Here is an 18,901-nt window from a genome sequence, read left to right as displayed (position 1 = left end):
ATTGCACCGGCGATACCGTGCGGAAAAATCCATCGGCGGCCAGTCCTGGCTTCGCCTGCCATGGCGTGCTCAGCGTCAAGAATGCACGGCGTGCCTCACCTTGTATTGCTCTGCTTGCACGCAGGTATTTTTGCTATCATGGTGCGCCGTTGCGGCATTGCATGGCCCGGCCATGCACGGCAGACAGCCCCGGACATCTGCCCGGGCGCCAACATTACACGTGTCAATACACAACGAATGAAAACTGTGAAGAATGCCCAGGCCGCTGGCGGTTCGCGGAGCCCGGAGCCCCGCGGCCCGGTAACGATGCACGATGTCGCCGCGCTGGCCGGCGTGTCGCGCGCCACGGTATCGAAATACTTCAACGATGGCGAAGGCCTGAAGCCCGACACCCGGGCGCGCATCCTGCAGGCATGCCGCGAACTGGAATATGTGCCCGACCCGCATGCGGTCAGCCTGGTGCGGGGCCGCTCGCGCACCGTCGGCGTGATCCTTCCCGTGATCAACGAACCCTTCTTTGCCGAAGCCCTGCGCGCGATCGAACAGAAGGCCAAGGCGCTGGGCATGGACGTGATCATCCAGTGCTCGTACAACGACCCGGCCGAGGAAGCGGCGGCGCTGATGACGATGCGCTCGATGAAGGTGGCGGGCGTGGTGCTGACGGCGGTCGCATCGCGCCAGAACCTGGACCTGCTGCGGCGGCTGGAGCAGGAAATGCGCATCGTCTACCTGGACAGCTATGTGCATGAAGACTGCAACTACGTCATGAACGACAACCGGCAGAGCATGGCGATGCTGACGCGTTACCTGCTTGGCCGCGGCCACCGGCCGGCGTACCTGGGCGCCCCGCCGGTCGCCCATCCGTCGCCGGTGGAACGGCTGGCCGGCTACCACGACGCGATGGCGGAAGCCGGCATCCCGGCGCTGGTCCTGCCGGCCGGCACCCAGCCGACGTGGGATTTCGAAGCCTATGGCTTCCGGCATGTGCTCGACTGGCTCACCAGCGGCGCCTGCAAGCGCGCCGGCGCCACCGCCCTCGCCTGCGGCACCGACCGGCTCGCGATCGGCGCCATGGCGGCCTGCCGGCGCTTCGGCCTGGAGCCCGGCAAGGACCTCGCCATCGTCGGCCACGACGACCTGCCGATCTCCGCCTACCTGCACCCGCCGCTGACCACGTTCCGGCAGGATGTCGCCGCCATCGGCGTGGCCGCCATGGAATGCCTGCAGGCCCAGCTCGATGGTGCCGGCGAGGCGCCTTACCGCAAGCGCTTCAGCGGCGGGATCGTGCCGCGGGAATCGGCGTAGCGCCGCGACGCGTCGTCAGATCCCGTACTGCGCCTTGATCACGTCCGCGGCGCGCTCACCGATGACGACGCACGGCGCCATCGTGTTCCCCGTGGTGATGCGCGGCATGATCGAGGCGTCGGCGATGCGCAGGCCCGCGATGCCGTACACGGCGAGCTTGCCGTCGACCACCGACATCGCATCGCGCCCCATCTTCGCGGTGCAGGACTGGTGCCAGTAGGTGACCGCACCCTGGCGCAGATACTGCTCCATATCTTCCCGCCCCAGGTTGCCGGGCATGCTTTCACCGGTCACGAGGCCGCGGAAGGCGTCCGCGTTGCCGAGGTCGCGGCACATCTGCACGCTGGCCAGCGCCGCCCGGAGGTCGTCCGGGTCCGACAGCGTGTTGGCGCGGATGATCATCGCGTCGCCGGCGTCCGGGCCGGAGAGCAGCAACTGGCCGCGGCTCTTCGGGTGCGCCAGGCCGGCGAACATCGTCCACCCATGCTGGGGCGTGCCCCGCGCCGCGTTCTCGGCGCTCGGCACGGGAAACTCCACCTGGCAGTGCAGCATGTCGGGCGCGTCGAGGGCGGCGTCGCTCTTCCAGTACAGCGTGGCTTCCGAACCGCCGTTGCCCACTTCCTGCGGTTCGGCATATTCCCAGATGCAGCCGAACGACACGTGATCCTGGTGGTTCTGGCCGACGCCGGGCAGGTGCTGGCGCACCGCGATGCCATGCCGCTTCAGCTCCTGCTCGGGGCCGATGCCGGACTGCATGAGGACCTTCGGCGTGTTCACCGCGCCCAGCGACAGCACCACTTCGCGCGCCGCCGAGAACGAGCGCAGGCGGCCGCCGTGGAGCACGTCGACGCCCGTGACCCGGTTGCCGTCGAAGGTCAGCTTCGACACCAGCGCGCCGGTCAGCACCGTGAGGTTCGGCTGCGCCATGCGCGGCCACGTATAGGAACGGAAGATCGACAGCCGCTTGCCGTCGCGGATGCGCAGGTCGTTGATCGCCGCGCCGCCGTTCCCTTCCATCATCGCGCCGTTCGGGCTGTCGAAGGTCGGCACGCCCAGCGAGCGGGCAGCTTCCAGCATCAGGGTCGCGGTCGGCTTGGGATCGTGCGCCGGCGCCACGTACACGGGACCGCCCTTGCCGCGGTAGTCCGGATCGGCGGGGCCATGCCAGTCCTCGATGCGGCGGTAGATGTTCAGGACGGATTCGTAGCTCCATGCCGCATCGCCCGATTCGGCGGCGAAGTGGTTCCAGTCGGCCCGGTGGCCGCGCGCCCACAGCATGACGTTGATGCTGGAGCCGCCGCCGAGCACCTTGCCCATGTTCATGGGGATGGCGCGCCCGCCGAGATGCGCGTTCGGCTCGGCCATGAAGCCCCAGTCGCGTTCCGAGCCGAGGTTGAGCGGCCACTGTGCCGGTTCCATGACACTGTCGACCTCATCCGATCCGCCCGCCTCGAGCAGCAGCACCCGTACTTCGGGGTTTTCCGCCAGCCGCGCCGCCACGACGGAACCGGCCGAGCCGGCGCCGCAGACGATGAAGTCAAAACGGGTGTTTTGGGAGGTGGACAGGTGGTCCTGGTTGGCGCGGACGCCCTCGGCGAATTCGTGGTCGGAGGTGTTGGTCGTGGCGGTGGTCATGTTCATGCTCTTCAGTAAGTGGGCGGCGCCATCGTCCTGCTGGAGATTGGCGGGCGCTTGCTTGAAATGCAAGCAAGTACCGCCGATTATATCGATTTTACCGATTCTATCGATTTTTTTATTGTCTTTTTCTCTTGCCTCGACAGGTAGCGGCACTAGCCAAGGGACAATGGGACGCGTGACGGGCGGGTCGGGCCTGGATTTGGGGTCGGCCGAACTGAAAATTCGATCGCCTCGCCCATCCCTTTCGTGCCGCCCGTGACGAGGGCGTGCCTGCCGTCGAAGGTAAGGTCGTTCATGCCGTGATCTCCAGCGCTTCGATCCGTTCGGCGCGCAGCACGAACCGGAACTTGAGCGTTGCCGGGCTGCCCGGGAAATTGCCGGAAACGGAGGCCGTGAGTTCGTGACGGCCATCCTGCCCGGCGATACCGGCCGGCGCGATCACCGACTGGTAGCGCGTCGCCGTCTCGCTCGCCCAGGCGGCGATCGCCGCGTGCCCGCGCCGGAGCCTGCCTTCGTCGTACACCGTGCCGTTGCGCACGAAGCAGCCGGCGACCCGCGCGGCATCGTGTTCGTTGGCTGCCGCGACATAGGCGGCGACAGCGTCTGGTAATGGAATCATGGGGTTCTCCTTGAAATGTGCTTGCAGTGTAGGCGCGCTGGACATGATGAAAAACCATGTAAACCGCAATGCTCCTTGAACCGAAGGTTCATAATGAGAACGATGAGCTCCCTTGAATTGATTCGCCTGTTCCTGGCCGTCGCCGAGCACCGCAGCTTCACGCAGGCGGCCAGGCGGCTCAATGTCACCCCCACAGCCGTCAGCAAGGGCGTGCGTGCCCTGGAAAGCCGGCATGGCGTGACGCTGTTCACCCGCAACACGCGCAGCGTGCTGCTGACGGACGCCGGCGCGGCCCTGCTGGCCGCGCTCCGGCCGGCGGTGGGCCAGATCGACGATGCGTTCGCGGAACTGGCGCAGTTCCAGCAGCGTCCCTCCGGCCACCTGCGCGTGACCGCGCCGCGCGCGTTCGGCTTCCTGCTGGCGCGGCACCTGGTGCCGCGCATGCGGGCGAAATACCCCGACATCACGTTCGAGCTGTCGCTCGACGATGGCCTCGTCGACCTCGTGGCGGCGGGCTATGACGCGGGTGTGCGCCTGGGACAGGCGATCGCGCAGGACATGGTGGCGATCCGTCTCAGCCGGCCGCTGCCATGGTCCATCGTGGCGTCCCCCAACTACTTCGCTGCGCACGGCGAGCCGGCCTCGCCGCACGACCTGCTGCGGCACGCCACGATCCGCTACCGCTTTTCGACATCCGGCGTCCTGCCGCCATGGCGCTTCGCCGGTGCCGAAGGTGAGATCCAGCTCGATACCGAGGCGCCGCTGTGCGCGAACGATACCCGGCTGATCGCAGAACTGGCACGCCAGGGCCTCGGTATCGCATGGTTGCCCGATATCGAGATCGCGGACGACGTGCTGAATGGACGGCTGGTGCGCACCCTCGCCGGCCAGGTGCCGGAAACCTCCGGCCTGTACCTGTATTTCCCCATGCGCAGCCAGAACCAGCCGAAGATGCGGGCGCTCATCGAGCAGGCCACGCTGCTGGCCGGCGAGGGTCTGCTCGACGTCACGCTGCCTCCGTGACCTGACGTGCGCTAACGGTCAGTCGCCGGCTCGTGGTTGCCACCGCCCGGACAAGCATCGCCGCGGCCTTGGCCGGGCACATGCCCCCCGGACGATCGGAAGCCATCGGCTATACTGCCGCTCATGAAAAGTTCCATCATCACCACGGCGCAGGCAGCGAAAATCCTCGGCGTTTCGGCCCGTACGGCGCAGCTGTGGATCGAAAGCGGCGTGATCCCGTCGTGGAAGACGCCCGGCGGCCATCGCCGCATGTACGAGACCGACGTGCTGGCCACGCTGGAATACGGCAACGACATCAAGTCGCCCGGCTGGGACGTGCTCGTGCTGGCGCCGGCGCGCCATCACCAGGGCTGGACCAGTGCCTTCGCATCGATGAACGTCGCAGGCCTCACCTGCCTCGACAACCCGGTCGCCGCCGCCGTAACGCTCGGGGCGACGGTACCGGACATGCTGGTGGTCCACGTCGACACCGTGGACGACCTGATGCCGGGCTTCCTGTCGTCGCTGCACGAGATCCCGCTGCTGAACCGGATGCGCATCGTGATCGCCACGTCGCTGCCCGCCGGGGAGATCGACGCCTTGCTGCAACCTGGCCTGAACTGCAAGGTAATCCAGCTGCGCGGCATGCCGGACAGCGTGGCCGGTGAGCTGGCGAAGCACTCGCCGCTCAGGTCCGAAGTGCCCGCCCCGCTGCCCGCCGCGCTTCTCGACGCGCCCTTCCCCGTCGGGCCGGACGAGCCGCGGCGCCTGGCGGCCGTGCACCGTTCCGGCCTGCTCTACAGCGCACAGGAAGAAGCGCTGGACAACATCGCCCGGATTGCCGCGCTGACCCTGTCGATGCCGATCGCGCTCATCAGCGTCATCAGCGAGGACAAGCAGTGGTTCAAGGCGAAGGTGGGGCTGGACCTGGCCGAAACGCCGCGCCACTGGGCATTCTGCAACTACACGCTGCTGCAGACGGGCGTGCAGGAATTCTCCGAACTCGATGGCGACACGCGGTTCGCCGACAACCCGGCCGTCGCCGAGGCGCCGCATTTCCGTTACTACGCCGGCGCACCGATCACCGATGACATGGGGTTCGCCCTGGGCTCGCTGTGCGTGATCGACACGAAACCGCGCCAGCTCGGCGACGACGGCCGGCAGATCCTGGACCGCCTTGCGCGCCAGGCGTCGCATGAAGTGCGCCGCGCGATACGGTCCGCGCGGCGCAGGTAGCCTTTCTCCGGCGGGCACCCCGGCGCACGATGGCCGCGGCGCCCGGCCACCGCCGCCTGCGAAACCGCTTCTACTGGAAGGTCATGCGCACCCCCACGCGATAAGTGCGCCCGACCGCATCGTAGATGGCGGGGTTCAGCGCCAGGCTCAGATTGGTTTGCGGCACGAGCACCGGATCGCGGTCGGCCAGGTTGTCGATCTTGAAGTAGGCGGTCACCTGTTTCGACAGGTTGTAATTGCCGCCGAAGTCGATGTACACGGCACCGGGCAGGTGGTTGTCGAAGATCGTCGGATGCGCAGCGGTGGGCAGCGGGCAACTGCTCTGGCATTCGATGTATTCGTTGTTGATCACCCCCGCGCTGATCCAGCGCTCGGTCAGCGCCAGGCCGAGCTTCCCGCCCAGCAGGCCATCCCACGACTGCGACAGCAGCGCCTTCCACTTCGGCGTGGCGCCCGTCATGTTGCCTGCGCCCTCGCTCGGCGTGGTGCCGGGAACGCCCGGGTCGGAGATGGCGTGGATCGTGCGCGATGCCAGGCCACGCAGCGTGACGGTGCCGAGCAGCCCCCAGTTGGCCATGTTGGCGCGGTATGCCGCTTCGATATCGACGCCGCGCGTGTGCAGCGAGGCGAAGTTGAAGCTTTGCGCCAGCACGTAGTTCGTGCCCGCCGGGCCGTCGATCGAGACGGCCGCGCACACTTCCTGGTTGCCGCCGTAGCACAGGTCGACTTCCTGCTGCGGGTTCAGGGAACTGATCACGTTCCTCACCTTGATGTCGAAGTAGTCGATCGACAGGTTGAAGTTGCGCGCCCATCCCGGCTGGCTCAGGATGATGCCGAAGGAATTGTTGCGCGCCGTCTCCGGCTTCAGGTTCGGGTTGCCCACATTGCGCTGCTGGATCTGGATCGACGATCCCTGGGCATTGTTGACGGCCTGGTTGGTGACCGTCATGGCGGCATACAGCTCGGAGAGGTTGGGCGCGCGCACGTCCTGCGAGCTTACCGCGCGCAGGCGCAGGCCATCGACCGGGGTCTGCCACGTTGCGCCGAGCTTCCACGCACGGGCGTGGCCGGCGGTGCTGTATTTTTCCTCGCGGTCGGCGATGTTCAGGCTGGCCTCGCCCAGCGTGGCGGACTTCACCAGCGGGATGTTCAACTCGACATAGGCTTCCTTCACGTTGAAGCTGCCCTGGCCATTGTGGTAATTGCCCGCAAACCAGTTGTCGCCCGTGACCGACAGCGTGGGATCCTGCGGATAGGCCGCACTGTAAGGCGACTCCCAGGCGACGCCCGCGCCGTAGGGATCGCCGCGCACGGCATATTTCTCGCGCCGGTATTCGGCGCCGAACGCCATGGCGATGGGCCCTGCCCAGCCTTGCGCCAGCTCGCCGTTGAAGTTGACGCTGGCAACGTTCTGGCTTGAATCCGTGTGCTGCATCGGGCCGTTGCGCGGCGCGATATAGTTCCAGCCTGCCAGGTCGATGGGCACGTCGCCGAAGATGTTGATCGGCCGGCAGCCGGCGGCGCGCGCATCGGCGCTGCGGCACACGACCTGGCCGGTGGCCGGATCCCTGACGGCATCGATCGCGAAGTTGTAGCGCCGGTTCAGCGTGATGTCGCGCACGTCGATCACGGTCGTGTTCTCGCCGTGCTCCGCATACGCATCGTACGACCAGTCCTTGCCGAACAGCGCGAACTTGCCGTTGGCGCCCACGACAAGGCGGCGCTGCGTGCGCGTGGGATGCACGTTGATGTTGGCCGGGAACTGGGCGTTCGCGGTCCCGACGTTCATGGTGCCGTTCGGATAGCCGGCGGCACAGCCTGCGGCGACCGACGCCGGCAGGAAGGCGTTGTCGCAGCGGATCGCCAGGTTGCCCTGCTTGGCCGCGCCCGGGTTCGGCGAGAACGCGGATTTCACCTGCGCCCAGTTGCCGGTGACGTAGATCTCGTTGTCCGGATCGAGGTTCCACGACACGCGCCCATAGGCCACCTGGCGCTTGAAGTTCATCGCCAGGTTGGTGCCCGCGCCCACGCTGCCGGAGCGGTCGCCGCCGACGCAGAAGTTGCCGACGCAATCGGTGCCGTACTCGAACGGGTAAGGCGTGCCGCCCGGGCCGAACGCCGTGCCGCGCAGCGGACCGTTGGTGATCAGGCCATACTTCGCGTACTGCACATGCTGGGCATGGTGGATGTACTTGTAGCGCGGCATGCCGGCAGCCTGCATCTCGCGCGTCGATTCCTGCAGGGCGGGATTGTCGTACCAGGTGCGGCCGTTGGCGCCCACTTCGCCGAAGCCCGGCGAATCGATGCCGTTCTGCTTGGTGAATTCGCCGCTGACCGTCACGTGCAGGCGGCCATCCAGGAAACCCTTGCCCCAGGCACCTTGCAGCGTGCCGCTCTTGTCGTCGTCGTATTTCGTCATGCCGCCGGCGACGTTGGCCTTGAAACCGGTAAACCGTTTATCGGTGATGAAGTTGACCACGCCGCCGATCGCATCGGAACCATAGGACGCCGAAGCGCCGCCCGTCACGACATCGACGCGCTTGACCAGCAACTGGGGAAACTGGCTGACATCGGTAATGCCGGTCACGTTGGCGCCGACCACGCGCTGGCCGTCCAGCAGGGTCAGCGTACGGATCGTGCCGAGGCCGCGCAGCGACAGCGATGACAGCCCCTGGATGCCGCTGGACGTGCTGAAGGTATTCGTGGTGCGGCCCGTGCTGCCCTGCAGGGCGGGCAGTTCGACGAGCGACTCGAACATGTTCGGCTTGGCCGCCTTCTCGAAGTCGGCGGCCGTCAGGCTCGTGGTCGGCGTGGGCTGGGTGAAGCCGCGCGCCGCGATGCGCGAGCCGGAGACCACCACGGTGTTGGCGGCACTGGGTGTGTCCGGCGCGGGTGACGCCGCCGCCGCGACCGCGGGGGTATCGGCCGGCTTGCCGTCATCGGGCTGCGCGCCGGCCACCGCCGGCGTTGCCGGCGGGGCCTCCTGCGCGTGGACCGACATCGACAGGATGCCGCAGGCGCTGGCCACGGCAAGGTTGATCAGGGTACGCTTGTTTGGGGTATGCATGTCGTCTCCAGTGTTTTTGTGGCGGCGCGTGGGAGCGGTGGCGCGCTTTCGGGCGCCCCCACTCCCCGCCGCCTGTCCGGGCGGATCTGCTTACTGAACCTGCTGGCGCTTCGGCTGCAGGTAGCCGTGCATGCCCAGCCAGCGCACGTAGCCGTCGAACCAGCCGGTGCTCGTGGTGCTCTTCGGGTACATGCCGAACCCGTGGCCGCCCTGTTCGAACAGGTGGAACTCGACCGGGCGCTTCGCGCTGCGCCAGCTGTCGATCAGGCCATAGCCTGCGTTGGCGAAGAAGGGATCGTCCGCGGCCAGCGCCACGAACAGCGGCGGCGCATCGGCCGGCACGGTGACGGCCGAGAGCGGCCCGTAGATGTTACCGATGAAGGCCGGCTTCGCGTCCTCGCCGTGCAATGCCGTCGCCATGGTGAGCATGGCGCCGGCCGAGAAGCCCAGCATGCCGATGCGGTCGGCATCCACGTGCCATGCTGCCGCCCGTGAACGCACGAGCGCGAAGGCGGCCCGCGCGTCGGCGATCTGCGGTGCATAGGTGGTGCCGGGATCTTGCGGCGCCGGCGGGCGCTTCGCCGTCGCGGAAAACATTTCCGCCATCGAGCGCTCGAAGCCGGCCATGTCCGCCGGTGTCTGGTTCAGGCGGTATTTCAGCACGAAGGCGGCCACGCCCTTGCCGGCCAGCGCCTTTGCGACGTCCCACCCTTCGTTGTTCATCGACAGCGTGCGAAAGCCGCCGCCCGGCGCCACGATCACTGCCGCGCCGGTGGCCTTGCCCGGCGCCGGCAGGAACGGCGTCAGCGTGGCCACCGTGACGTTACGGGCGAACGTGCTGCCATACTGGGTGTGCCAGCTTTCGGCCGCGGTGGCGCCGGGCAGCGCGCCGGTGCCGAGCACGATCGCCTCCTTCTGCTGCGGCGTCGCGATCGGTACCATCTTGTCGTTCTGCGCCATTGCGGGCGAGGCCATCGTCCAGGCCATTGCCATCGCGCCCAGCGCCGGGCGCACCGCGCCCCGGGTCCACCACTGTGTTCGGTTCATGCTATCTCCTGTGTTTTTATGTGGATCGCCACCCATACCGGGTGGTGCCGATCGCTAAGATAGCGCAAACATTTATGGTACGGGAATGTTAGAGAAAATGTTGCGAAGCTGTCACAACTGTCGCTTCAATCTCAGGCATCCTGCGATACGCTATGAAATCGTTGCCATAGAGTGAAAACGGGTTCCGGAAGGTGCAGTTCCAGCTTGCAGCGATACCGATATGGTGATCGGTGCACGAATAAAAGTGATTGGCATCGATACTAAACATGGATTAGTGGGCCAGGATAGCGTTACCAAACCCTGCGTCACTTTGCGTATCAGCAGGCACTGGCGGCTCCGCATCGCCCGTGCCGGGCGGATCGTCTCCGCCCTGCCGGCGGCGGCAACACTGCCAGGGGCGATGGCCGGACGGGCCGCAGCGGCTTGCCACCATCTGCGCCACCCGACCGGCACGGCACCGGGCATGAAAGCCCGGACTTTACCGTTGCAAAGGGCTGCATCGGCTCGCAACCCGGACCTCCGAGCGTGGCCGGCATGAACATCCGCCGCTCCACCGCCCGCGTTGCCATGCGCCCGCTAGAACATGTACGTCAGGCTGAAGCGAATGGTCCTGCCGAACAGCGGCCGGGCGACGCCGCGATTGCGCGTGCCATCCGGTGACAGCAGGTCGCTGAACAGCGGGTCGCCCTCGGTGAACGACACCTCGTCGGTCAGGTTGGCCACGTGCAGGTGGGCACGCCACCGCTCGGTCATCTGGTACTGCGCGCCGGCGTTGACGATGTGATACGCCGGGAACAGCGTCACGTTGTTGTCCGACGCTTCGGAGAAGCGCGTGCCATAGCGCTGGTACTGCGCATACAGGCTGACCGGAATATCGGTCAGCGGCTTCAGGTCGAACGACGGCATCAGGTTGAACATCACCTTCGGCAGGCGGCGCGGCCGGCGGCCATCCTCGCTGACGTGCACGTAGTGGTAACCCGTGATCACGCCTTGCGGGTCCTTGTCTTCCTGCGTGATGGTGTAGTTCGCGCCCTTCACCTTGGGGTTCTGCAGCACGAAGTTGCCCTTCAGTTCCAGCCCCTCGACGGCGGCGGGCCGCCACGACAGCTCGATTTCCGTGCCCACGTTCTGGATGCCGCGGCCGTACAGCTGCGCCACGTCGGGGCAGGAATTGATCTGCGTGACGCCGCCCTGCGTGGCGCACGACGCCGACTCGATGTCCTTGTGGATGTTCACCGCGCTGCGCGGCGAGAACTTGTTGTAGAACACCGCCACGGATGCGCCGAAGCCGCGCGTCAGGTAACGCAGGCCCACCTCGTACTGGCGGATGCGTTCGACCGCGTCGACCTGGACCTGCTGGCCATTGACGACGATGTCGGATGCCGTGGCCAGGTCGTTCAGGTCCTGCAGGCTGGGCAGCCGGAAGGAATTCGATGCCAGGCCGTACACGGCCAGCGCCCTGCTGAAGCTGTAGTTGCCGCCCACCGACCAGCCGAAGCCGTGGAAGGTTTCCTTCAGGCGGTGCGCTTCGCCCGGCAGGCTTACTTCGTTGTCGGCCGTGGTATCGGCCGTCGAACCCACCACCGTGCCGGCGGGCGTGAGGTCGGTGATCGTGTTGCGGTCGCGGCGCACTGCATCGGCCTTCAGGTTCTGCCAGCGCACGCCCGCATCGATCTTGAGCCTGTTGCCGGACGCTTCCCAATGGTCGAGCAGGTAAGCGGCGTTGCCGTTGCCGCGGATGTCGCTGACGAAACCGCCCCACCCCGGCAGGATCGCCCCGCCCTGCGTCAGGCTCGGCCCCACCCGGTTGCCCTGGGCATCGACGGCCACCAGGTCCACGAGCCGCGACTGGTCCGCCACGTCGGTGACCAGCAGGCTTTGCTGGAAATTGGGCGCGTAGCGGTAACGGCTCTTGTACACGCCGAACGTGAGGTCATGCCGGCCCCGCAGCTGGAACGATTTCTGCGCCTTCAGGTCGAGCGACGTACTGGAGGCCTCCACGTCGGCGATGAACGGAATCAGGAAGTTCAGGTTCTTCCCGGCCGGTACGGCGCTGCCATCGTCGAGATAGCGCGCGGCCACGCCGGTCGCCTTGCTGTAGCGGCTGACGAAGTCTTCGCGGCTGATGTTGGCGAAGGCGGAGCAGGCATTGCCGGCGGGGACATTGAAGAACCCCGCCAGCTTGGCATTGGCGAGATTGCAGCCCAGCGCCGCGCCATGCGCCGGCGACACCACGTCGTTCTGGTAACGCGCGTTGAGGAAGTTGCGCGACGAGGCGGTATCGTTGCCTGTGAAGACCGCATTGAAGCCATTGCTCCCGGTGGTGTGGCGCAGGCCGGCGGACAGTTTCAGGCCGCCGTCGAGTTCATGCGTGCCACTCAGTGTCAGCATGCGGAAGTCGGGATGGATGCCGTCGGCCTGGTCGACCGTGCGCGTGCCGTATTCGCCGATCATGTTGAACTTCCGGTTGTAGGGCGACGCCGTGGTGCCATGGGCGAAATCGATGCCCAGCGGCTGGATCGAGTCCTGGTTGATCACCGTGGGATTGGCCGGCGTGCCGCTCGTGGTGAACCGCGGCACGGAGACCGGCAGGTTCTGGAAGAACGCGGTGCGGTCGTTGATCAGAAGCGCGTCCAGGCGCGCGGTGGTCTTGCGGTCATCGCTCGTGTACACCAGGTTGCCACGCACCTGCCCGCCCTTGTCGGCCGTGTAGCCGGTATCGCGCACGCCATCGCTGCGGCGATAGAAACCGCCGACGGCGCCGGTCAGGTTCCGGGCAAGCGGACCGGAGATGAACGCATCCTGCCGGATAAAACCGTAGTCCGCATATTCGATCTTGTAGCCGCCCGCGAGCTGGTCGCCGCCGGTGCGCGTGACGTGGTTGACCGTGGCGCCAAGGCCGTTCGAGTAAAGGATGCCGCCAGGCCCGCCCTTGACCAGCTCCACGCTCTCGGTCATGAGGTCGTCGCGGATGAACACGTCGTTGTTCATGAACGGCGCTTCCGGCTCCTCGTAGGCCGGCAGGCCGTCCACCAGCTGCGGCGCGAAACGGTAGCCGCCCGTGACGGGCAGGCCGCGCACGGTGATGTTGTTGCTCGCCTCGCCCGCGCTGCTGCCCTCGGTATAGATGCCGGGGAAGTTGGCCAGCAGGTCGGCGGTGCTCATCGGCGCGAGGCGCTGGATCTCCTCGCTGCCCAGCGTATTGATCGAGAACGTGGCGTTCTTCTTGGTGGTGGCCTGCGTGACACCGGTGACGATGACGACCGCGGACGGGTCGTCGCCGCCGGCTTGTCCGTCGCCGGCGGCCGCCTCCTGCGCCACCTGCTGCTGCCCGAACACGAACGCCGGCGCCAGCAGGATCGCCAGTGCCGCCGACAGCGTGACGGTGCGTTTGATTGCATGGGGTTTGAACGAATAGGTCATTGCCGCATCTCCTTTTATGATTATCGGCCGCCTTCAGGCGGTGTGTAGCGAGTTGATGATGTCTAACGTTGTCATGACTGCGCGGCCGGTTCAGCCGGTAGTTGCCACCTCCTTGCCACCTCCTCCAGCCTGGGCAGGTCCGCGCCGCGCCGCGAACAGGTAATGGCCGCCGCACGGCCGGCGAATGCGAGTGCTTCGCGCAGTGTCCGTGCATCCAGCGCCTGCAAGGCCGTGCGTGCCAGCAGGCCGTGTCGCGACAGCCAGGACAGCAGCGCGGCCTGGAACGTGTCACCGGCACCGACGGTGTCGACGACGTCGACCGGCGCGGCCGGCAGGTCCAGCGGGGCCAGCGCCGCGGTGACGGCCAGCACACCGTGCCCGCCCCGGGTGACGACGACGAGCGCCACTCCCGCGGCCAGCGCATGGTCGATGAAGGCCTGCGGGGCCATGCCGGGATAGAGGTGCCCGATATCCTCGTTGCTGATCTTCAGCAGGTCGGTCATCGGCAGCATCCAGGCCACGGCCGCCTGCCACACGGCGCGGTCCGGCTGGATCGTCAGGCGCACGTTGGGATCGAACGCGATCAGGCTGCGGTGGCGCTGGCGCGCCACCAGTGCCCGCAGCGTGGATGCGACCGGCTCGACCGCCATGCAGTAGGAGCCGACATGGATGGCCGCGGCGTCTTCCGGCACGCGTGCCAGGTCGGCGGGCATGACCATGCGCTCGGCCGTCGCGCTGCCATACAGCGTGTAGGCCGGCACACCTTCGGCATCCACGTCGACCGCCACCAGCGCCGTCGCGGCATCCGGCCGCGGCGCGCACGAGAGGTCGACGCCTTCCCGTTCCAGCGCAGCGGCAAGCTTGCGGCCGAACTGGTCGCGCGACAGGCCGCCAAAGAATCGCGGCGCCGTGCCCAGTCGGGCCAGCCCCGCCGCCACGTTGAACGGCGACCCGCCGATGCGCGCCGCGAGGGCGAACCCGGCCGCCGACTCGCCGTCGGTAAACACATCGAACAACGCTTCACCACAAACAATGATCATGCCACCTCCGAAATGCCGGCCGTGCCGGCGGTTGATCCGAATGCATTCCCGGCGCTTGCCGCGGTGCCCGGTACTTCGATACGCAGGCCGGCGCTGTCGAACACGTGCAGCGTGCCTGGCACCGGGCTGACCGCCCACGCCGAGCGCGCGGCAGGCGGCTCGCCCTGCACCACCACCATCAGCGGCTTGTCGAGCCCCGGCACTGCCAGGTGCACATACGATTCCGCGCCGAGCCGTTCGACCAGCAGGACCTCGCCGCGGATCGCGCCGTCCGGCCGGGGCACCAGGTGCTCCGGCCGCATGCCGACGGTGACGTGGCCCGCCTCGCCCGCGGCGCCTTCACGCCACGGCAGCCGGCAGCCGCCTACCTGCAGGCCACCGGCCGTGTCGAGGGTGCCGGGCACGAGGTTCATCTTGGGACTGCCGATGAAGCCTGCCACGAACACATTGGCCGGCCGCTCGTACAGGAACATCGGTGCGCCGATCTGCTGCACGCCAGCGGGGCCCAGCACCACGATGCGGTCGGCCAGCGTCATGGCCTCGACCTGGTCGTGCGTCACATACACCATGGTGGCGCCGAGCTGCTTGTGCAGCCGCGCGATCTCCACACGCATGTCGGCCCGCAGCGCGGCATCGAGATTCGACAGCGGCTCGTCGAACAGGAAGGCGCGCGGCTTGCGCACGATGGCGCGGCCGATCGCCACGCGCTGTCGCTGCCCGCCGGACAATTGCGGCGGCCGCCGGTCGAGCAGGTGCTCCATCTGCAGCATCTTCGCCACCGCGTGCACCGCGACCTTGATTTCCGCCCTGGGCACGCGGGCCAGTTTCAGCCCGAAGGCGATGTTCTCGAACACGCTCATGTGTGCATACAGCGCATAGCTCTGGAACACCATCGACAGGCCGCGCTGCGCCGGTGGCGTGTCGTTGACCCGCTCGCCATCGATGCGGATGTCGCCTTCGCTGATGTCCTCCAGCCCGGCGATCATGCGCAGCAGCGTCGACTTGCCGCAGCCGGACGGGCCCACGAGCACGACGAATTCCCCATCGGCGATCGTGAAGTCCACGTTGCGCTGGATGTAGTGCGATTCCTTCCCAGGGTAGGTCTTGCCGACGCCCTGCAATGCAATGGTTGCCATCTCAATTCCTCGTTACGGCCGATCCCATCGCCCACACCCTGAGCGAGACGATGCGATCGCCGGGTTGCGCCAGCAGGGCCAGGCCGTCCGCATCCGTGCGGGTCGGATACGTGCGGCTGGTAAGGCTCTTGCGGCCGTTGACATACGCCTCGACCATCGAACGGTCGAGGAACACGCGCAGATGCAGGTTTTCGCCGGCAAGGTCGAAGGTGCCGCCCTGCACGCCGTAAGGCTTGTCGCGCGCGGTGCGCGACCGGTCGATTTCAAGCCGTGCGCGCGCCGTGTCCACATACAGGTCGGTGCGCTCGGCATCGCCTGGCGCGATGCGCAGGCCGAGGCCGCGCTTTCCGGGCGTGCTTGTCGGGGCCAGTTCCAGTTCGATCTCCAGGCCATCGCCGCGTACCGCGCCGAGCGCCGCCGCCGCATCGGCCAGGCTGGGGCCCTGCAGCGCCAGCAGCGGCTGGCGGCGCAGCGCGGCGAGTTCGGCGATGGGGGCCAGCCGCAGGTCGCCATCGGCGCCAAGCGACAGCACGACAGGCAAGCCGCCGTTGTGGGCCCAGCCGGCATCGCGCTCGTCCTGCAGCGTGCGTTCGCCCTGGGCGATGGAAAACACGATGGTGCGGCCCGTTTTCGGATCGACGAAGCCGCTCGGTCCGGAAAAATGCCCTTCGCCCAGGTCGAACACCCGCGGCGCTTCGCTGTCGGGTGCGAAGCGGGCGGTGGCCGCGTCGAACACGCCGATCCAGTAATACGCCTGGCCCCGCACGTCGTTCAGGAAGACGTGCCGCTGGCGGCCATCGCTGCCCTGGCCGAGCGGCAGCAGTACCGGCAGCTCCCAGGTCCTGTCGAAGTGTTCGAAGGGTGCGGCGTCGATGGAAAACAGCGGACCGCGCGGTGTCCAGTGGCGCAGGTCGGTCGATTCGTAGACCAGCGCGGTGCCGCTGCGGCCGGGCAGGTTCGAGCCCACCAGCTGGAACCAGCGTTCGCGGGTGCCGTCGCGGAATACGAACGGATCGCGGAACTCGCCAAAGCGGCCCATCCCCTCCGCCTGCTCCGTCACGGGCACCGGATGTTTTTTCCAGCACACCAGGTCGGGGTCGGGCGCCCTGGTCGCCCCGCACGGCATGGCCATGCCGGTGCGCTGGTTCGGCCGCGCGTTGTCGTTCCCGGCCGTGAAGAACAGCACCGGCGTGCCGTCGGCCGCATGCGTGGCGCTGCCGGACCAGATGCCGTCGGTGGCGAGCCCGTCGTCTTCCGGCGCCAGGGCAATCGGCAATTCCCGCCAGTGCACCATGTCGCGACTGACCCAGTGGCCCCAGTGGATCTGGTGCCAGAACGGCCCGAACGGATTCTTCTGGAAGAACAGGTGGTACTGGCCCTGGTGATGGAACGGCGCGTGCGGTTCGTTCATCCAGCCCGCCGCCGGCATCAGGTGGTATTGCGGGCGGTACCGGTCGCCTTCGAAGGTGCTGGCCGGGATCGTCACATCCGACGGCTCCAGCCGCGGCGGCCTGCCGTTCCGGGCGGCCAGGTCCACGCGCATGATCCGCGCCACGTCGGCGGCCGTGGACGACCCGCCGCCGATGCGCACTTCATCCATCAGCCCCAGGAAGGTATTGAGTTCGAACACGCCGCCCACCCGTTCCGGCTGCGAATAGCGGCCGATCGTCAGTGGCAGCGAGGGCATGGCGAAGTCGCCCCCGGCCGGCGCCGCGGCCACCGCCACGCGCTCGCCGTCGAGGAACAGGGCCACCTGCCGCGCCGCCGGGTCGTAGCTCGCGGCGACATGCGACCAGCGATCGCGGGGCAGCTTGCGATCCGTGACGCGCACGTCGACGATGGCACCGCCGAAACCGAGCTTCATGCCCCAGGTCCCGAAGCGATACATGCCGAAGATAAAGCCCTGCTTTGCCTGCCCGTCGAACTGGCTGAGGAAGGCCGAGTAATGGCCGCCATCGCCCCACTCGAAGGCATGCGGCGCGACCCATGCGCTCAGCGTGAAGCCGCGTCGCAGCGCCGCCGTGGCCAGGGGCGGCGCCGTCACGTCGGTCGAGTAGCCGTCGAACAGCAGGCAGCCGTTCCGGACACAAGCGCCGGGCGCGCGCCAGAACGGATCGGAATCGGGCTTGAAGCGCGCCTTGTTGAATACGTGGTCGACCGGATCGCGCCGGCCGGACACGCTGTCCGCGGCCTGGCTGCCGCGTCTCTCGTCCAGGCTCCAGTGCGCCAGTCCGGCCGGGCCGCTGTCGGCCGCCATCGCCGGTGCGGCGGCCAGGCAGCCCGCCATCAGCAATCCCTGTACGGCGTGCCGTGGCAACTTGCGGGGCAAGCATTTGAATGTCATGTCGTCTCCTCCACCCTGTTATTGTTCAGTGCTTGTTCAATCGTTGTCCAACGTTGTCATGCCGGCGCTGAAAGATCGGCCAGCGTGTACAAGCCGTTTTCCCTTTTCAGCGGAATGGGATCGCAGATCGCGCCGACGAACGCACCGTCCGCGCCGTTGTCCAGGAATGCCAGCAGGCTGTCCTGGCCGGTCACCGGATCGCGCAGGATCTTGCCGGCATAACGGCGGCACGGCACATCGCCATCGAGGAAGCCGGGTGCAGGCGCCCACGGGCCCAGCGGATGATCGGCCACGAGGTAATGCGTGCCGGACACGCCACCATGGTGCGCGGCACGCATCGCGTCCGACCAGTGCGCGGCGACATTGCAGAACACGCAGTACCAGCGGCCGTCGCGCTCGAACACCTGCGGCACCTCGAGCTGGCCGTAGTGGCCGCCGGCATACACGGGCGCCGTGGCGGTCCAGTGCACGAGGTCGGGCGAGACGGCATGGCCGATGACGCCGCGTTCGTACAGCGGGCCGTCGTTACGGCGCGCCGTATAGAACATGTGGTACTGGCCATCGATCTTGTCCGGCAACACCCAGGGATCGCGCAGCGCCCGGTCATGCCAGCGCCCTTCCTGGTACTCCTCGTAGAAGCGCTCGTCCAGGTCCAGCGCCAGGCCATCTCCGACCCGTTCCCACGGCCCGTCGATGCTGTCCGCCACCGCGTGGCCGATGCGCTGGCGCATGCCGTTCTCGGCGCGGCACGTGCCGGTGTAGAACAGGTGATGGCGGCCTTCGGCCCGGATCACGGAGCCGGTCCAGGTGGTGTAGTCGTCCCACGCCGGCGCGGTCGAGGGTCCGAACACCGTGCCCAGCACGGTCCAGTCGCGCAGGTCCTGCGACACGGCGTGGCCGACCGACACATTCCAGTGCCGCAGGTCCGGATTGCCGATGGAGCGGTCGGCCTGCAGAAAGAACAGGTGCTGGCGGCCGGCTTCTTCGAAGTGCCAGAAGTCCCAGATGAATTTGTCGTTCAGTTTGAGTGACATGTGTAGTCCA

At 67.4% G+C, this 18,901-nt stretch carries 12 protein-coding genes; 3 read left to right on the top strand and 9 right to left on the bottom strand.

Translation table 11 applies throughout. The features are described from left to right. The first annotated feature begins 237 nt into the window (after window positions 1-237). Window positions 238-1,305, top strand: a complete 1,068-nt coding sequence (locus EWM63_RS25285) for a LacI family DNA-binding transcriptional regulator (RefSeq protein ID WP_165390918.1) — start codon at window positions 238-240, stop codon at window positions 1,303-1,305. A gap of 15 nt (window positions 1,306-1,320) precedes the next feature. On the opposite strand, the gene EWM63_RS25280 is transcribed toward EWM63_RS25285, so the two are convergent. Both EWM63_RS25280 and EWM63_RS25275 read right to left on the bottom strand, forming a co-directional pair. Further along, on the bottom strand, window positions 1,321-2,940 hold the full coding sequence (locus EWM63_RS25280) for a GMC family oxidoreductase (RefSeq protein ID WP_130188996.1): 1,620 nt from the start codon (window positions 2,938-2,940) through the stop codon (window positions 1,321-1,323). Window positions 2,941-3,235: 295 nt separating this feature from the next. Continuing rightward, window positions 3,236-3,562, bottom strand: coding sequence for a nuclear transport factor 2 family protein (locus EWM63_RS25275; protein ID WP_130188995.1), 327 nt, complete (start codon window positions 3,560-3,562; stop codon window positions 3,236-3,238). Window positions 3,563-3,664: 102 nt separating this feature from the next. Between EWM63_RS25275 and EWM63_RS25270 the strand changes: the two genes are divergently transcribed. Both EWM63_RS25270 and EWM63_RS25265 read left to right on the top strand, forming a co-directional pair. Beyond that, window positions 3,665-4,585 (top strand): LysR family transcriptional regulator, encoded by a 921-nt coding sequence (locus EWM63_RS25270; protein ID WP_130188994.1) that lies wholly within the window; start codon window positions 3,665-3,667, stop codon window positions 4,583-4,585. 123 nt (window positions 4,586-4,708) lie between these two features. Next, complete coding sequence (locus tag EWM63_RS25265; RefSeq protein WP_130188993.1) at window positions 4,709-5,800, top strand: excisionase family DNA-binding protein; 1,092 nt, start codon at window positions 4,709-4,711, stop codon at window positions 5,798-5,800. A gap of 70 nt (window positions 5,801-5,870) precedes the next feature. On the opposite strand, the gene EWM63_RS25260 is transcribed toward EWM63_RS25265, so the two are convergent. From EWM63_RS25260 to EWM63_RS25230, 7 genes are all read right to left on the bottom strand, one after another. Continuing rightward, window positions 5,871-8,867 (bottom strand): TonB-dependent receptor plug domain-containing protein, encoded by a 2,997-nt coding sequence (locus EWM63_RS25260; protein ID WP_130188992.1) that lies wholly within the window; start codon window positions 8,865-8,867, stop codon window positions 5,871-5,873. 90 nt (window positions 8,868-8,957) lie between these two features. Next, window positions 8,958-9,914: an alpha/beta hydrolase gene (locus tag EWM63_RS25255; protein WP_130188991.1), complete on the bottom strand. Its 957-nt coding sequence runs from the start codon at window positions 9,912-9,914 to the stop codon at window positions 8,958-8,960. A gap of 576 nt (window positions 9,915-10,490) precedes the next feature. Further along, entirely contained in the window at window positions 10,491-13,337 is a 2,847-nt protein-coding gene (locus tag EWM63_RS25250) for a TonB-dependent receptor (protein ID WP_130188990.1), read from the bottom strand. A 71-nt stretch (window positions 13,338-13,408) separates the two neighbouring features. Then, window positions 13,409-14,377, bottom strand: coding sequence for a carbohydrate kinase family protein (locus tag EWM63_RS25245; protein WP_130188989.1), 969 nt, complete (start codon window positions 14,375-14,377; stop codon window positions 13,409-13,411). After that, window positions 14,374-15,513: an ABC transporter ATP-binding protein gene (locus EWM63_RS25240; protein WP_130188988.1), complete on the bottom strand. Its 1,140-nt coding sequence runs from the start codon at window positions 15,511-15,513 to the stop codon at window positions 14,374-14,376. Before EWM63_RS25240 ends, EWM63_RS25245 begins: the two co-directional genes overlap by 4 nt. 1 nt (window position 15,514) lies before the next feature. Then, entirely contained in the window at window positions 15,515-17,857 is a 2,343-nt protein-coding gene (locus EWM63_RS25235) for a GH32 C-terminal domain-containing protein (protein ID WP_130188987.1), read from the bottom strand. 56 nt (window positions 17,858-17,913) lie between these two features. Next, window positions 17,914-18,891 (bottom strand): glycoside hydrolase family protein, encoded by a 978-nt coding sequence (locus tag EWM63_RS25230; RefSeq protein WP_130188986.1) that lies wholly within the window; start codon window positions 18,889-18,891, stop codon window positions 17,914-17,916. Between the last annotated feature and the right edge of the window lie 10 nt (window positions 18,892-18,901).

Source organism: Pseudoduganella lutea (assembly GCF_004209755.1).
GTDB classification, from domain to species: domain Bacteria; phylum Pseudomonadota; class Gammaproteobacteria; order Burkholderiales; family Burkholderiaceae_D; genus Rugamonas; species Rugamonas lutea.
Note: the sequence above shows the minus strand (reverse complement) of the source record. Positions and strands in the feature narration are given on the sequence as shown.

Bases quoted from the DNA above. Each gene is read 5' to 3' on its own strand.
- EWM63_RS25285 (WP_165390918.1), top strand. From the start codon at position 238: ATGAAAACTGTGAAGAATGCCCAGGCCGCTGGCGGTTCGCGGAGCCCG.
- EWM63_RS25280 (WP_130188996.1), bottom strand. From the start codon at position 2,940: ATGACCACCGCCACGACCAACACCTCCGACCACGAATTCGCCGAGGGC.
- EWM63_RS25275 (WP_130188995.1), bottom strand. From the start codon at position 3,562: ATGATTCCATTACCAGACGCTGTCGCCGCCTATGTCGCGGCAGCCAAC.
- EWM63_RS25270 (WP_130188994.1), top strand. From the start codon at position 3,665: ATGAGCTCCCTTGAATTGATTCGCCTGTTCCTGGCCGTCGCCGAGCAC.
- EWM63_RS25265 (WP_130188993.1), top strand. From the start codon at position 4,709: ATGAAAAGTTCCATCATCACCACGGCGCAGGCAGCGAAAATCCTCGGC.
- EWM63_RS25260 (WP_130188992.1), bottom strand. From the start codon at position 8,867: ATGCATACCCCAAACAAGCGTACCCTGATCAACCTTGCCGTGGCCAGC.
- EWM63_RS25255 (WP_130188991.1), bottom strand. From the start codon at position 9,914: ATGAACCGAACACAGTGGTGGACCCGGGGCGCGGTGCGCCCGGCGCTG.
- EWM63_RS25250 (WP_130188990.1), bottom strand. From the start codon at position 13,337: ATGACCTATTCGTTCAAACCCCATGCAATCAAACGCACCGTCACGCTG.
- EWM63_RS25245 (WP_130188989.1), bottom strand. From the start codon at position 14,377: ATGATCATTGTTTGTGGTGAAGCGTTGTTCGATGTGTTTACCGACGGC.
- EWM63_RS25240 (WP_130188988.1), bottom strand. From the start codon at position 15,513: ATGGCAACCATTGCATTGCAGGGCGTCGGCAAGACCTACCCTGGGAAG.
- EWM63_RS25235 (WP_130188987.1), bottom strand. From the start codon at position 17,857: ATGACATTCAAATGCTTGCCCCGCAAGTTGCCACGGCACGCCGTACAG.
- EWM63_RS25230 (WP_130188986.1), bottom strand. From the start codon at position 18,891: ATGTCACTCAAACTGAACGACAAATTCATCTGGGACTTCTGGCACTTC.